Origin of the sequence: Xanthomonas arboricola (genome assembly GCF_003353015.1) — a bacterium.
Classification (GTDB): Bacteria; Pseudomonadota; Gammaproteobacteria; order Xanthomonadales; family Xanthomonadaceae; genus Xanthomonas; species Xanthomonas arboricola_E.
Genome location: NZ_QREM01000001.1, coordinates 124,616 through 139,747 on the forward strand (window position 1 = coordinate 124,616; position 15,132 = coordinate 139,747).

Annotated in this window: 8 protein-coding genes; 7 read left to right on the forward strand and 1 reads right to left on the reverse strand. The window is 68.9% G+C overall.

Annotated elements, in window-relative coordinates; genetic code table 11:
* Window positions 1-104: 104 nt before the first annotated feature.
* The gene (locus C0541_RS00605) at window positions 105-1,046 is read left to right on the forward strand and encodes a DUF808 domain-containing protein (protein WP_115045251.1); all 942 of its coding nucleotides are present in this window, start codon (window positions 105-107) and stop codon (window positions 1,044-1,046) included.
* A 473-nt stretch (window positions 1,047-1,519) separates the two neighbouring features.
* A complete protein-coding gene (locus C0541_RS00610; protein WP_115045252.1) occupies window positions 1,520-2,779 on the forward strand; it encodes a glycoside hydrolase family 10 protein in 1,260 nt (419 codons plus the stop codon).
* Window positions 2,780-2,890: 111 nt separating this feature from the next.
* On the opposite strand, the gene C0541_RS00615 is transcribed toward C0541_RS00610, so the two are convergent.
* Window positions 2,891-4,519 (reverse strand): GGDEF domain-containing protein, encoded by a 1,629-nt coding sequence (locus C0541_RS00615; RefSeq protein WP_115045253.1) that lies wholly within the window; start codon window positions 4,517-4,519, stop codon window positions 2,891-2,893.
* A 484-nt stretch (window positions 4,520-5,003) separates the two neighbouring features.
* Here C0541_RS00615 and glgA point away from each other — a divergent pair, with 484 nt between their 5' ends.
* Genes glgA through treY form a run of 5 tightly spaced genes read left to right on the forward strand, consistent with a single transcriptional unit; the run spans window position 5,004 to window position 15,121 of the window.
* Window positions 5,004-6,587 carry a glycogen synthase GlgA gene (gene glgA / locus C0541_RS00620; RefSeq protein ID WP_161959810.1) on the forward strand — a complete coding sequence of 528 codons (1,584 nt, stop codon included), beginning with the start codon at window positions 5,004-5,006 and terminating at the stop codon, window positions 6,585-6,587.
* Window positions 6,584-8,815, forward strand: coding sequence for a 1,4-alpha-glucan branching enzyme (locus tag C0541_RS00625; protein ID WP_115045254.1), 2,232 nt, complete (start codon window positions 6,584-6,586; stop codon window positions 8,813-8,815). Before glgA ends, C0541_RS00625 begins: the two co-directional genes overlap by 4 nt.
* Window positions 8,816-8,817: 2 nt before the next feature.
* The gene (treZ, locus tag C0541_RS00630; protein ID WP_115045255.1) at window positions 8,818-10,575 is read left to right on the forward strand and encodes a malto-oligosyltrehalose trehalohydrolase; all 1,758 of its coding nucleotides are present in this window, start codon (window positions 8,818-8,820) and stop codon (window positions 10,573-10,575) included.
* On the forward strand, window positions 10,572-12,521 hold the full coding sequence (gene malQ / locus C0541_RS00635; RefSeq protein WP_161959811.1) for a 4-alpha-glucanotransferase: 1,950 nt from the start codon (window positions 10,572-10,574) through the stop codon (window positions 12,519-12,521). Before treZ ends, malQ begins: the two co-directional genes overlap by 4 nt.
* Entirely contained in the window at window positions 12,518-15,121 is a 2,604-nt protein-coding gene (gene treY, locus C0541_RS00640; protein ID WP_115045256.1) for a malto-oligosyltrehalose synthase, read from the forward strand. Before malQ ends, treY begins: the two co-directional genes overlap by 4 nt.
* The last annotated feature ends 11 nt before the right edge of the window (window positions 15,122-15,132 follow it).

The following is a 15,132-nucleotide window of genomic DNA, read 5'->3' on the forward strand; positions in this document are numbered from 1 at the left end:
GGCATCGCGCGTCAACGGTCGCCAACAGCCTGCAACGCTCTGCCATCACCCCACACGGGCGCAGGATCGGCGAGAATCCACCGCCACCCACGAAGGACCCCCGCATGGCCGGTGCCAGCCTGTTCACCCTGCTCGACGACATCGCCACACTGCTGGACGACGTTTCCATCCTGACCAAGGTCGCGGCCAAGAAGACCGCCGGCGTGCTTGGCGACGATCTGGCGCTCAACGCGCAACAGGTCACCGGCGTCACCGCCGACCGCGAGCTGCCGGTGGTGTGGGCCGTGGCCAAGGGCTCGCTGGTCAACAAGGTGATCCTGGTGCCGGCGGCGCTGGCGATCAGCGCGCTGGAGGCCTGGCTGCGCGGGCGCGGCTACAACGTGCCGCTGGTGATGCCGCTGATGATGATCGGCGGTGCCTACCTGTGCTTCGAGGGCGTGGAGAAGCTGGCGCACAAGTTCCTGCACGACGAGGAAGACGAAGCGCAGCGGCATGCCGAACGCACCCGCGCGCTGGCCGACGAGAGCGTGGACGTGGTGGCGCTGGAAAAGGACAAGGTCAAGGGCGCGATCCGCACCGACTTCATCCTGTCGGCGGAGATCATCGTGCTGTCGCTGGGCGTGGTGGCCGGGGTCTCGTTCGGTCAGCAGGTGGCGGTGCTGGTGGCGATCGCGCTGGCGATGACCATCGGCGTGTATGGCCTGGTCGCAGCCATCGTCAAGCTGGACGACCTGGGCCTGTACCTGACCAACAAGGGCGCGGCGCTGGCGGCGTTCGGTCGCGGCATCCTGGTGGCCGCGCCGTGGCTGATGAAGTTCCTGTCGGTGGCGGGCACGCTGGCGATGTTCCTGGTCGGCGGCGGCATCCTGGTGCACAACATCCCGGCGCTGCACCACATCGTGCAGGACCTGGCCAAGTCGGCCGGTGGCCTGGGCTGGCTGGTCGATGCGCTGGGCAACATGCTGGTCGGCGTGCTGGCCGGTGCGATCGTGCTGGGCGCGGTGATGCTGTTCCAGAAGCTGCGCGGGAAGAAGCCGGCGCATTGATGCTGCGTCACGTCCGCCGGGCTGGGAGGGGCTCGGCACCGGTGGCATCGTCAGCTGGCGTCGGTCGAGCGCAATGGCGATGACGGTGGCTGCCAGCGATCCGCCACTGACTGTCGGGCGGTTGCGAGCGCCCATCTGCGCGATGGCGCCGCCGTTTCGGGCATTGCGTCACGGCGGCTGCATGCCTGACGAAGCGAGGTGTGCGATTCCGATGTTGCGCGCGCGTTCCGGCGGTCGCCATTGCTAGTGTGTGCCTCGTGGGGTGTGCCGGAATGTGCTGCATGAAGGCAGCCGGGCCTGGCGGAGAGACCGGGCCACGACTGCAGCGGCGCGATGCAGGAGGGATGCGTGAAGAAGACGGCTGAAGAACAAGACACCACGCGTGCGGCGCGGCCTGCCGTGCAGCAGACGGATCAAGTGCCCCAGGGAATGCCTGCAGAGGATCCGGATGCGGCCCCGGCCGTCGGCTCCCCGTGATCGGTCGGCGGCGCTTTCTCGGCTTGGGTTCGGCAGCAATGGCCGCGGCCATCGTGGGCGTTCCAGCCAGCGCAGCCACGCCCGCGAGCGTTCAGATGCGCGCGACCTGGATCACCAGCGTGTTCAATCTCGACTGGCCAAGCGCCGCGTCCGCACGAATCGTCGACCCTGCCGAACGCATCGAGGTACAGCAGCGGGAATTGCTGGCAATCGTCGATCAGGCCCAGGCGCTGCATCTCAATACCTTGGTCTTCCAGGTCAAGCCCTGTGCCGATGCGCTGTACCGCTCGCGCATCCTGCCATGGTCGCCGGTCATGACCGGCGTTCTAGGCAAGGACCCGGGTTTCGACCCGCTGGCATTCCTGCTGCGGCATGCACATGCGCGGGGCATCCAGGTGCATGCCTGGCTCAATCCCTATCGTGTTTCGACCGGCCTGGACCAGGCCACGCTCGATGCATTTGCCACTGCGTCTAGCGATTCGCCCCAGAGCGTGTATCTGCGCCACCCCGACTGGGTGGGCGTGGCGGCCAATCGGCTGGTGCTCGATCCCGGCATTCCGGCCGTGCGCCGCTGGATCTGTGGTGTGGTCGCGGAACTGGTGGCCTTCTACCACGTGGATGGGGTGCAATTCGATGACTACTTCTACACCGAATCGGCGCAGTCTCCCCTCGACGACGCACAGAGCTATGCCGACCACGGGGCCGGATTTGCCGACAAAGGGGACTGGCGCCGCGACAACACCTATCGATTGATGCGAGCGGTGGGCAGGACCATTCGGGCGATCAGGCCAGGGGTGGCATTCGGGGTCAGCCCGGCCGGGGTGTGGCGCAATCGTCAGGATGATCCCTTGGGTTCGGACACACAGGCCGGTGCGCCCGCATTCGATACCAGTTACGCCGACACCCGCCGGTGGGTTCGCGAAGAACTCGTGGACTACATCGTGCCGCAGATTTACTGGCCGCTGGCACGCCAGACAGTGCGCTACCACACCATCGCACGCTGGTGGGCGGACACCGTGCGCGGCCGGCGCGTGCAACTCTATATCGGCATGGCGTTGTACAAGGTCGGCACTGCCAACGCACTGGAGCCGGATTGGACAGTGGACGGCGGTGTGCCCGAGATCGCCCGCCAGCTGGACCTGAATGCATCGCTGCCCGAGGTTGGCGGCTGCATGTTGTTTCGCCACGGATTTCTCGCTGCGGCCCAGACGCAACAGGTGGTGGACTATCTCACGCTGCGTTGGCAGAGCCCTTGAAGCGATTGGCAAGAGGCCTGCCCGGCCAATGAGCCGAGGGGGGGCGCCGACGCTGCTTGTCCCACGTAGGCGTTGGATCCGGTGCGGGGACGCACCAGTCGGCACGTGCCGCTAATCGGCGCTGACCACGCGATTCTTGCCGGCCGACTTGGCCTCGTACATGGCGCGGTCGGCCCGGCGGATGACATCGTCCTGGGTTTCGTCGAGATGGCGCAGCGCCACGCCGCCGCTGAAGCTGACGAACAGGCGTACGTCGTCGTGCAGCAGCGAGCGTTGCGCCAGTGCGCGCTGCAGGCGGATCACCGCTGCGCTGGCTTCGAAGATGGTGGAGTCCGGCAACAGCAGCACGAACTCCTCGCCGCCGAAGCGGGCGATGGCATCGGTGGTGCGCAGCACCGACTTGGCCACGTCCACGGTATGGCGCAGCGCGGCGTCGCCGCCGGCATGGCCGTGGGTCTCGTTGAGGCGGCGGAAGTCGTCCAGATCCAGCATCGCCACGCACAAGGGTTGGCCGCCGCGCTGGGTACGGGCGGCCTCGCGCTGGAACAGCTCTTCGAAGCCGCGGCGGTTCAGTGCGCCGGTCAGCTGGTCTTCGCGCACCAGGCCGGCCACGTCCTTGAGTTCCTGCTCCAGCAGGGCGATGCGCTGCTCTGAGTCTTCGACCTGGCGACGTGCGGCCAGCAACTCGTCGCGCGCGGCCAGTGCCTGCGCCTGCACCCCGGCAGTGTCCTGCAGCACATCCTGCAGCAGGCGATTGAGGTCGGGAATGCTGCGAGCGTCGCCGATCGCCTGCGAATAGCCGGCAACGCGATCGTGGTACTCGCCGGTGCTGGTGGCCATGCCGTCGAGCCGGTCGACGAAGGACACCATCATCTCGCGCATCGCGGTCTTGGAGTCGGCAATGCCTTGCTTGAGCAGGCCCTGCTTGTAGATGACCTCGCGCAGGGTGCCGCGTGCCTGTTCGATCGAGCCGACATCCAGCGGCCCGGAGATCAGCTGCCGCACCACCGAGATCTGCCCCTGCAACCAGCTGCGATCGTCGAGCAGTTCGCCCACGTTCTCCAGCAACAGGTCGAACAGGCCGAGCAACAGGTTCTGCTGCTCGCTGGCATCTTCGGCGCGCAGGCCGATCTGATGACTCAGCTCGCGCAAGCGTTGTTCCAGGGTGATCAGTTCATGGCCGGGGCGCCAATGGCGCAGCGCCGATGCCAGGGTCTGTGCTTCCTCGGCCAGCTCCGGGCTGCGTTGCAACAGCGTGGCCAAGGCATTGCCCAGTGCGTGGCGCAGCAGGTCGCGCAGTTGCTCGGCTTCGGTGCGGCCTTCGGCCAGCGAGTCGCCGGTATCGATGGTGCGGATGTACTTGTCGATCAACTGCCGCAAGGCGCGGCCGTAGCCGGGCCAGTCGCCGGCCGCATACGCCGCGCTCAGGCGCACGCCCATGTCGCCGAGTTCGCCATGCAGGCTGCTGATGCCCTCGGCAAACGCCAGCAGCAGGGCCTCCGGATGCGCGGCATGCGAGAACAGGCGCATCAGCAGGGCGGTGGCGGCCGCCGGGTCGTGCGTGCCGGACTTGTTCTTGGCCGGCACCAGCTGGTGCGCGGCCAGGCCATGCCCGCCATGGCCGCCGCCGATCACGCTGGGCAGGGCGGCCGCCGGGCGTGCGCTGTCCGCGCCGCCCCAGGGCAACAGGCGGCGCAGCCCACCACGTGGGCGGCTTGGAAGTTCAGGCTGGTCTGCCATGCGCCGGGGTCTCGGAAAGTCTTGGTGCCATCGCTGGTTATCGGCGCGCAGGCGGCGCGCTTAAGTGGCCTGGACGGATCTGCGCAGTACCAGCACGCCTGCTCGCTCCCGGGCCGTGGGCAACCGGCAACCTGTGTGCGTGGCTGAACAAGTCAGCTGGGGCCATGGTGACTCCCCCGCGACCGCCCGCTTTGGGTGCGTTTCAACAACCGCGCACCACCGCAGGGATGTCATCGCACGGTCATGCGGCGCTTATGCCGGAACGCAGCCGCGACCATGCGCAAGGGAATGTCGATGTCGCAGAAAAGTCAGCACGTATTCACGCATATTTTATTTGCACGGGGTGTAGATTCGTCCCAAGGACAACGTGGAGTACGCGCGTTGCCCCGCTCCTCATTCGTAGCAGGTCGTCTGGCCGACTCGGCAGATGATGGTTGTCGCTTCGCCGTTTTCCGTCTCCACCCACTTTACGACGGACGTTTAGATGGTTGCCATGATGCCGCTTCCCGCTACTACTGCACGCTTCGAGCGCAGCACGATGCTCCCCACTCTTGGCAAGAGCGGGCGACCGCGTGATGCACGCGGGCGCTTCATTCGCCATCACGAACGTCTGCCGGTGTCGCCGACCGATACCCGCGGTGCCCTGTTCGTGGTGTCGGAGATGGCCGACTTCATCAAGGCGGGCGGTCTGGGCGATGTGGCGGCGGCGCTGCCACGCGCGCTGCGCCATCGCTACGACGTCCGCGTGCTGATCCCCGGCTACCGCGCCGTGCTGGCGCGTGCGGGCAAGGTGGAGATCGTCGGCCGGGTGCTGGCGCACGCGGCATTGCCGGCCTGCGACATCGGCCGCATCGTGCAGTCGGACGGCCTGCCGATCTACATCCTGCTGTCCAAGGAATTGTTCGAACGCGACGGCTCGCCCTACGTGAGCACCAGCGGGTCGGAGTTCGAAGACAATGCGATCCGCTTTGCCACCTTGTCGCATGCCGCCGCGCAGATCGCCGCCGGCCATGCCGGGCTGGGCTGGAAGCCGCGCCTGCTGCACCTCAACGACTGGCCGTGTGCGCTGGCGGCCGCCTATGTGCGCTGGTCCGGCGGCACCACGCCGTGCCTGCTGACCATCCATAACCTGGCCTACCAGGGCCTGGTGCCGTATTCGATGGCCGCCGCGCTGGGCATCCCCGCCGAGCGCGTGGCCGAGCTGGAGTTCTACGGGCAGATGTCGTTCCTGCGTGGCGGCATCGTGCATGCCGACCACGTCAACACGGTCAGCGTCAGCTATGCCCAGCAGATCACCGGCCCGGCGCAGGGCTGCGGCCTGGACCGCCTGCTGGCCGGTCGCGCCGCCAAGGGCGCGCTGACCGGCATCGTCAATGGCATCGACGCCAGCTGGGATCCGCGCACCGACGAATACCTGGATACGCATTTCAGCGTGAACCAGTGGCAGGGCCGTCAGGCCAACGCCGCGCAGGTGCGCAAGGCCTTCGGGCTGCGCGAGAGCAGCGGCCCGCTGTTTGCGGTGGTGTCGCGGCTGGTGCACCAGAAGGGCCTGGACCTGATCTGCGAGGTCGCCCCGCAGATCGTGGCCGCCGGTGGCCAAATCGCGGTGATCGGCGGCGGCGAGCCGGAGATCGAGCAGCAGGTCGCCGAGCTGACCCGGCGCTATCCCGGCCAGGTCGGTGCCTTCATCGGCTTCGAGGAAGGCCTGGCGCGGCGCATGTTTGCCGGCGCCGACTTCCTGCTGATGCCCTCGCGCTTCGAGCCGTGCGGCCTGAGCCAGATGTACGCTCAGCGCTTTGGCTGCCTGCCGATCGCGCACGCTACCGGCGGCCTGATCGACACGGTGGATGACGGTGTCACCGGCTTCCTGTTCCAGCACGCCAGCGTCGAGGCCCTGCGCCGTTGCCTGGAGCGCGCATTCCGCACCTTCCGCCTGCCCAGCCTGCTGTCGGCGATGCGCCGGGCGGCGATGCTGCGTCCCAGTGGCTGGGACGTGGCAGGCAAGAAGTACCTCTCGCTGTATGAGCACACCGCCGCAACCGCGCCTGCGCTTGCGACGGTGTCATGAGCGAACGGTTGGGCGTGCAGGGGCAGGAGACGGAAGCAACGGCGGTGACCATGGACGGGATGTCGGATCTGGAGCGGAGCGTACAGGCGCTGGCCGACGGCCTGCCTGCCGATGCATTCGCGGTGCTGGGCCCGCATGCCCAGCCAGACGGCCGCCGGCTGGTGCGCGTGCTCGCGCCCGGTGCCGAGGCCATGGGCCTGATCGATCCGCGCGGCAAGTTGCTGACGCGCATGCAGGCCGGCCCGGTCGATGGCGTGTTCGAGGGCATGCTGGCGATCGAAGGCCCGTATCGGCTGCGCATCGTGTGGCCCGAAGCGGTGCAGGAGATCGAAGACCCCTACGCCTTTGCCGCCACGCTGGACGAATCGACCCTGCTGCAGATCGCTGCCGGCGACGGCCAGGCACTGCGGCGCGCCCTGGGTGCCCGGCACCTGCACTGCAACGATGTGCCGGGGGTGCGCTTTGCGGTATGGGCACCGCATGCGCAGCGCGTGGCGGTGATCGGCGATTTCAACGGCTGGGACGCGCGCCGGCACCCGATGCGCCAGCGCATCGGCGGCTTCTGGGAGCTGTTCCTGCCGCGCGTGGAAGCCGGCACGCGCTACAAGTACGCCATTACCGCTGCCGATGGCCGCGTCTTGCTCAAGGCCGACCCGGTGGCGCGCCAGAGCGAATTGCCGCCGGCCACCGCCTCGGTGGTGCCGGGCGCGGCGCCATTCGACTGGACCGACGCCGCCTGGATGGCTGCGCGCGATGCCAGTGCCGCGCCGGCGCCGCTGTCGATCTATGAAGTGCACGCCGCGTCCTGGCGGCGCGACGGGCACGACCAGCCGCTGGACTGGCCGGGGCTGGCCGCACAACTGATTCCCTATGTGCAACATCTCGGCTTCACCCATATCGAGTTGCTGCCGATCACCGAACATCCGTTCGGCGGCTCCTGGGGCTACCAGCCACTGGGGCTGTATGCGCCGACGGCGCGCCACGGCAGCCCGGATGGCTTTGCCCAGTTCGTCGACGCCTGCCATCGCGCCGGCATCGGCGTGATCCTGGACTGGGTCAGCGCGCACTTTCCCGGGGATGCGCACGGCCTGGTGCAGTTCGACGGCGCGGCGGTGTACGAGCATGCCGACCCGCGCGAGGGCCTGCACCGCGACTGGAACACGCTGATCTACAACTACGGTCGGCCCGAAGTGACCGCCTACCTGCTGGGCAGCGCGCTGGAGTGGATCGACCACTACCACCTCGACGGCCTGCGCGTGGATGCGGTGGCCTCGATGCTGTATCGCGACTATGGCCGTGCCGAAGGCGAGTGGGTACCCAATGCGCATGGCGGCCGCGAGAATCTGGAAGCCGTCGCCTTCCTGCGCCAGCTCAACAGCGAGATCGCCACGCGGTTTCCCGGCGTGCTGAGCATTGCCGAAGAGTCCACCGCCTGGCCCGGCGTGACTGCGCCGATCGACGAGGGCGGCCTGGGCTTCAGCCATAAATGGAACATGGGCTGGATGCACGACACGCTGAGCTACATGCAGCGGGACCCGGCCGAGCGCGCGCAGCACCATAGCCAGCTCACCTTCGGCCTGGTGTACGCGTTCTCCGAGCGTTTCGTGCTGCCGATCTCGCACGACGAAGTGGTGCACGGCACCGGTGGCCTGCTCGGGCAGATGCCGGGCGATGACTGGCGGCGCTTTGCCAACCTGCGTGCCTATCTGGCGCTGATGTGGGCACATCCGGGCGACAAGCTGTTGTTCATGGGCGCCGAGTTCGGCCAATGGAACGACTGGAACCATGACCGCTCGCTGGACTGGCACCTGCTCGACAGCGCCCCGCATCGCGGCGTGCAGCGACTGGTCGGCGATCTCAACGCCGCGCTGCGACGAATGCCGGCGCTGTACCGCGGCACGCATCGTGCCGACGGGTTCGACTGGAGCGTGGCCGACGACGCGCGCAACAGCGTGCTGGCGTTCATCCGCCACGATCCCGAGGGCGGCGCCCCCTTGCTGGCGGTGAGCAACCTCACTCCGCAACCGCACCACGCGTATTGCGTCGGCGTGCCGCGTGCCGGCGGCTGGCGCGAAATCCTCAATACCGACAGCGCCCATTACGGCGGCAGCAACCTCGGCAACGGCGGTCGCCTTGCGACCGAGCCGATGGGCATGCACGGGCACGCACAACGCCTGCGCCTGACCCTGCCGCCGCTGGCCACGATCTATCTGCAAGCGGAGAAATAGCAATGAACCAGCGCAATGACACCACGCCGGCATGGGGCGCATGGCCAGCGGGTGAGGGACGGGTGCGCTTCGCGCTCTGGGCACCGGACGCCAGCAACGTGGAGGTGGTCTTCGACGACGGCGCGCGCGTCGCGTTGCAGGCCGCGCAGGATGGCTTCTTCAGCGCGGTGGTCGCCTGCGCGGCGGATGCGCGCTATCGCTACAGCGTCGACGGCGGCGAACCGGTACCGGATCCGGCCTCGCGCTGGCAGCCCGAGGGCGTGCATGGCCCCAGCGCCGTGCAGCCCGGCGACGGCTACGCCTGGCAGAACACCCAGTGGCAGGGACGGCCGTGGGACGAGGCGGTGATCTACGAACTGCATGTCGGCACCTGCGGCGGCTATGCCGGCGTGCAGGCGCAATTGCCGCAGCTGGCAGCAATGGGCATCACCGCGATCGAGCTGATGCCGCTGAGCGCATTCCCGGGTGCGCATAACTGGGGCTACGACGGCGTGCTGCCGTACGCGCCGGTGGAAGCCTATGGCACGCCGGACCAGTTGAAGGCGTTGATCGACGCCGCGCACGGACACGGCCTGATGGTGTTGCTGGATGTGGTCTACAACCACTTCGGCCCGGACGGCAATTACCTGCACAGCTATGCCGCCCCGTTCTTCAACGAGGACAAGCCCACGCCCTGGGGCGCGGCGATCGATTTCCGCAAGCCGCAGGTGCAGCGTTACTTTCTCGACAATGCGCTGATGTGGCTGCACGAATACGGCTTTGATGGCCTGCGCCTGGACGCGGTGCATGCGATCACGCCGAACGCCTTCCTGGATACCCTGCGCGAGACGGTGCAGGCCAGCCTGCCGGCCGGCCGCCATGTGCACCTGGTGCTGGAAAACGAGGCCAACCAGGCCTCGCAGCTGCAGCGCGGCTACACCGCGCAATGGGACGACGATTTCCACAACGCCCTGCATGTACTGCTGACCGGCGAAGCCGAAGGCTATTACGCCGCCTTCGCCGACAAGCCTACCGAGCACCTGGCGCGCGTGCTCGGCGAAGGCTTTGCCTACCAGGGCGAGCCCGATCCGCGCGGGCATGTGCGCGGCGAGCCGAGCGGGGCGCTGCCGCCGCACAAGTTCGTGGTCTTTGCGCAGAACCACGACCAGATCGGCAACCGGGCGCGCGGCGAGCGGCTGAGCGTGCTGGTCTCGCCGCAACGCCTGCGCGCTGCGCTGGCGCTGACGACGCTGACGCCGATGATTCCGCTGTTCTTCATGGGCGAGCCGTGGGGCGCCGAACAGCCGTTCCTGTTCTTCACCGACTTCGGCCCGCCGCTGGACGACGCGGTGCGCGAGGGGCGGCGCCGTGAGTTTGCGCACTTCGCCGCCTTTGCCGACGAAGCGCAGCGCGCCACCATTCCCGATCCGAACAGCCACGACACCTTTGCCGCCTCGCGCGCGCCGATCGAGGACGCCGCGCACGGCGAAGGCGCACAGTGGACAGCCTGGTTCACCGCGCTGCTGGGCGTGCGCCGCCAGTGGCTGGTGCCGGGGCTGGCACAGGCGCGCGCGGTGGGCGCCAAGGTGCTGGCCGACGGTGCAGTGACCGCCAGCTGGGAATTGCCCGACGGGCTGTGGCATGTCGCCTTCAACGTCGGCGCCGCAGCGGTGCCGATGCCGCCGCTGCGCGGACGCGTGGCGCATGCCGAAAACGTCGCTGCCGACGCGCAGCAGCTGCCGGTCGATGGCTTCATCGCCTGGCACGAGGCGCGCGCATGAGTACCCGCGACCTGAGCAGGAGCGACCTGCATGCGCTGGCCGGCGCGGCCGGGGTGATGGTGGACTGGGTGGATGCCAGCGACCAGCCGCGGCAGGTGTCCGAGCCATCGTTGCATGCGGTGCTCGCCGCGCTGGAACTGCCCGCCGCCACTGCTGCGCAACGCGAAGACAGCCTGCGCCGCTGCAAGGCGCAGGCCACCGAGCCGGCGCCGCTGCTGACCGTGCAGGTGGCCGAGCTGTTGCCGGTGTCGGTGGCCGCCAACTCCAGTGGCCGCTGGGTGGACGAGGACGGCGCCAGCGAGCCGGCCCAGGCGGACGCGCAGGGCCAGGTGCGTGCGCCGCAGCGTTTCGGTTACTGGACGCTGCAGATCGGCAACCTGGCCCAGCAGGTCGCGGTTGCCCCGCACCGCTGTTTCAGCGTGGCCGATGCCTGTGGCCTGCCGGCACCGCGTGCCTGGGGCATGGCGCTGCAGGTGTATTCGGCGCGCAGCATCGACGATGCCGGCATCGGCGATGCCTCGGGCACGGTGGACTGGGTGCGGCATGCCGCACTGGCCGGTGCCGATGCCCTGGCGCTGAGTCCGGTGCATGCCGCGCGCCCGGTCACCGGCGGCTACAGCCCGTATTCGCCCAGCGACCGGCGCTTCCTGGATCCCCTGCATGCCGCGCCGGTACGCGTGCTGGGCGAGCGCGCGCTGGAGGCCATCAACGCGGTGCCCGGCCTGCGCGAGCGCTTCGATACGCTGCACCACAGCGCCCTGATCGACTGGCCGGCCTCCGCGCAGGCCAAGTGGCAGCTGCTGCGTCATCTGTACACCCGCGTGCCCGCCGACCATCCCGATCTGGTGGCCTTCCGCAGCGCGGGCGGCGCGGCGCTGGAAGGCTTTGCGCGGTTTGCCGCGCAGGATTTCGGCGATGGTGACCCGCAGCTGCACGTGTTCACGCAATGGCTGGCGGCGCGCAGCTGGTCCGACGCGCAGCGCGAGGCGCACGAGCGCGGCATGAAGATCGGGCTGATCGCCGATCTGGCGGTCGGCTTCGATCCCAATGGCGCCGAAGCCGCAGCGGCTGCAGACACCGTGCTGCATGGCCTGGTGCTGGGTGCGCCGCCGGACGCCTTCAACGCCGACGGTCAGCATTGGGGCATCGGTGCGTACTCGCCCACCGCGTTGCGGCGTAGCGGCTATGCGCCGTATATCGCGCTGCTGCGCGCGGTGCTGCGCGACCGCGGCGGCATCCGCATCGACCATATCCTGGGCTTGTTGCGGCTGTGGGTGGTGCCGGAAGGGGCCAGCTCCAACGAGGGCGCGTATCTGGCCTATCCGCTGCACGACCTGCTCAATCTGCTCGCGCTGGAATCGTGGCGGCACCGGGCGATCGTGATCGGCGAAGACCTCGGCGTGGTGCCGCCGGGCATCCGCGAGGAACTGTCGCGGCGCGGGGTGATGGGCATCGATGTGTTGATGTTCACCCGCGACGACAACGGTGCGTTTGTCGCGCCGGCGTTGTGGCGGCCGGACGCATTGGCCACCACCACCACGCACGATCTGCCGACGCTGACCGGCTGGCGCGAAGGCCGTGATATCGACTGGCGGCGCAGGCTGGAACTGATCCAGCCCGCGCAGGCCAAGGACGATGCCGCGGCCCGCATCCAGGACGTGGCACGCCTGGACGCGGCGGTCGAACACAGCGGACTCAGCGCTGCGGACGACCCGCTGCTGGGCGCGCTTCGCTTCACCGCCACCAGCGTGTCGCCACTGGCCCTGCTGCCGGTGGAAGATGCGCTGGCGCTGCAAGAACAACCCAATCTGCCGGGTACCGTCGAGGTCCATCCCAACTGGCGTCGACGCCTGCCCGATCCCTTGCCGCATGCGCGCCTGAGTACGGCGCTGCAGGGCTTTGCCGAGGCGCGTCGCGTCGCGGCCGTTTCGGAACCGCATCCATGATCGAGCTTCGCGCCACCGCCCGCCTGCAGCTGCACGTCGGCTTTACCCTGCACGATGCGCTCGCGCAGGTGCCTTACTACGCCGGGCTGGGCATCAGCCATCTGTACCTGTCGCCGATCGGCACCGCGGTGCCCGGCTCCACGCACGGCTACGACAATATCGACCCGACCGTGGTCAATCCCGAGCTCGGCGGCGAAGACGCGCTCATCGCCCTGTCGCAGGCCGCGCGCGAACACGGCATGGGGCTGATCGCCGACATCGTGCCCAACCACATGGCCACGCATGCGGACAACGCGTGGTGGTGGGACGTGCTGCGCAACGGCCGCAGCGCCAAGCATGCCGACTGGTTCGACATCGACTGGCGCGCCCCGGGGCGCGACGGCAAGTTGTGGCTGGCGGTGCTGGACCGCCCGTATGCCACCGCACTGGCCGAAGGCCTGATCACCCTGGTGGTCGAGGACGACGGCAGCGCGGCGCTGGCGCATTACGACCAGCGCTACCCGATCCGTCCGCAGACGCTGGAGGTGCCGGAAAAGGCCGCGCGTGCGCAATGGCTGCGCGACTACAACGACGGCGCCAAGCGCGGCGATGGCCGCCTGCACAAGCTGATCGAGCGCCAGCCGTACCGCCTGAACTGGTGGCGCGTGGGCAACGACATGCTCAACTATCGTCGCTTCTTCGACATCACCTCGCTGGTGGCATTGCGGGTGGAGCTGCCGGCGGTGTTCGACGCGGTGCACGCGCTGCCGCTGCGGCTGGTGGCCGAGGGCCACCTGGATGGCTTGCGCATCGACCATGTGGACGGGCTGACCGATCCCACCGGCTACGTGCGCAAGCTGCGCAGCCGGCTGGATGCGGCCGGCCGCACCCGTGGCCTCAAGCCGGGCACCCTGGGCCTGTATCTGGAAAAGATCCTGGCGCCCGGCGAAGCCCTGCCGGCCGACTGGCCCTGCGATGGCACCACCGGCTACGACTTCATGGACCAGGTCGGCGGCGTGCTGCATGACGCGGCCGGCTTCAAGCCGCTGGCGCGTGCCTGGCAGAAGGTGAGCGGGCGCAGTGGCGACTTCGCACAGGAAGAACGTACCGCCCGCGACGAGATCCTGCGTGGCCCGCTGCAGACCGAATTCAATCGCGCCGTCGGTGCGTTGTCGGCATTGGCGCGACTGGACCCGCCCACGCGCGAGTTCAGCCCGCAGATGCTGGCGCGCGGCCTGTGCGTGTTGCTGCGCTGGTTCCCGGTATACCGCACCTACGCCGGTGCCAAGGGCGTGACCGGCAGCGAAGCCGAGCGCCTGCGCGCCACCGCCGCGCGTGCCCGCGAGGGCATGCCGGAGTCCATCGTTGCGGCCGTCGATGCGATCGAACGCTGGCTGCTCGACGACGCCGGCGCCGACCGCGCGCAGGTCGCCCTGCGGCGCATCCTGCGTCGTCGCGTGGAGCAGCTGTCCGCACCGCTCAATGCCAAGTCGGTGGAAGACACCGCGTTCTACCGGCACGGCGTGCTGCTGTCGCGCAACGAGGTCGGCAGCCATCCGACCCACTTCGCCAACGACCCCGCCGACTTCCACGCGCAGAATCTCGAGCGCGCCAAGCACTTCCCGCGTGCGTTGCTGGCCACCGCCACGCACGACCACAAGCGCGGCGAAGACCTGCGCATGCGGCTGGCGGTGCTGTCCGAGCAACCGCGCTGGTGGACCGAGCAGAGCAGCCGGTTCGATGCCTTGGCCGAGACGCTGGACGCACCGGCGCTGGCCGGCGGCGACCAGCAGATGCTCTGGCAGACCCTGGTGGCTGCCTGGCCGATCGGCCTGGGCGCCGACCAGGCCGAGCCGCTGGCCGAGTACGCCGAGCGCATTGCGCAGTGGCTGCTCAAGGCCGTGCGCGAGGCCAAGCTGCACACCAGCTGGACCGACGGCTCGCCGGACTACGAACAGGCCGTGCAGGCCACCGTGGAGCAGGTGCTGTGCAGCCGCGCCGGGCTGCCGCTGCGGCGGGCGCTGCTGCGCGCCAGCAACCACATTGCCGCGGCCGGTGCGCGCAACGCGCTGGTGCAGACCACCTTGCGCCTGACCGTGCCGGGCGTACCCGACCTGTACCAGGGCACCGAGGGCTGGGACCTGTCGCTGGTGGACCCGGACAACCGCCGCCCGGTCGACTACGCGCAGCGCCAGCAATGGCTGGCGCAGGCGCGCGACTGGAACACGCTGCTGCGCAGCTGGCGCGACGGTGCGGTCAAGGCACGTCTGACCGCACTGCTGCTGCAGTTGCGCGCCGAACACCCGGCGCTGTTTGCCAACGGCGACTATCAGCCGCTGACCGTGACCGGCGGCGGCGATGCGCAGGTGCTGGCGTTCCGCCGCCAGTACCGCGGCCAGTCGCTGGTGGTGGCAGTGACCCGGCTGGGTGCCGGCAACGCGGGCGATGGCGATCTGCCGCTGCTGGTGCCGCCGGCCAGCTGGGGTCAGGCCGCGTTGGCATTGCCGCAGGCCACGTACCGTAATGTGCTCGATGGCAGCACGCTGCAGCCGCAAGGCGGCCGCGTGGCGATATCCACGCTGTTTGCACGTGCGCCAGTGGCAGTGTTGCTGACCCCCTAAGAGAACGTACG

Coding starts and splice junctions, on each gene's coding strand:
- C0541_RS00605 (WP_115045251.1), top strand. CDS start 105: ATGGCCGGTGCCAGCCTGTTCACCCTGCTCGACGACATCGCCACACTG.
- C0541_RS00615 (WP_115045253.1), bottom strand. CDS start 4,519: ATGGCAGACCAGCCTGAACTTCCAAGCCGCCCACGTGGTGGGCTGCGC.
- glgA (WP_161959810.1), top strand. CDS start 5,004: ATGGTTGCCATGATGCCGCTTCCCGCTACTACTGCACGCTTCGAGCGC.
- C0541_RS00625 (WP_115045254.1), top strand. CDS start 6,584: ATGAGCGAACGGTTGGGCGTGCAGGGGCAGGAGACGGAAGCAACGGCG.
- treZ (WP_115045255.1), top strand. CDS start 8,818: ATGAACCAGCGCAATGACACCACGCCGGCATGGGGCGCATGGCCAGCG.
- malQ (WP_161959811.1), top strand. CDS start 10,572: ATGAGTACCCGCGACCTGAGCAGGAGCGACCTGCATGCGCTGGCCGGC.
- treY (WP_115045256.1), top strand. CDS start 12,518: ATGATCGAGCTTCGCGCCACCGCCCGCCTGCAGCTGCACGTCGGCTTT.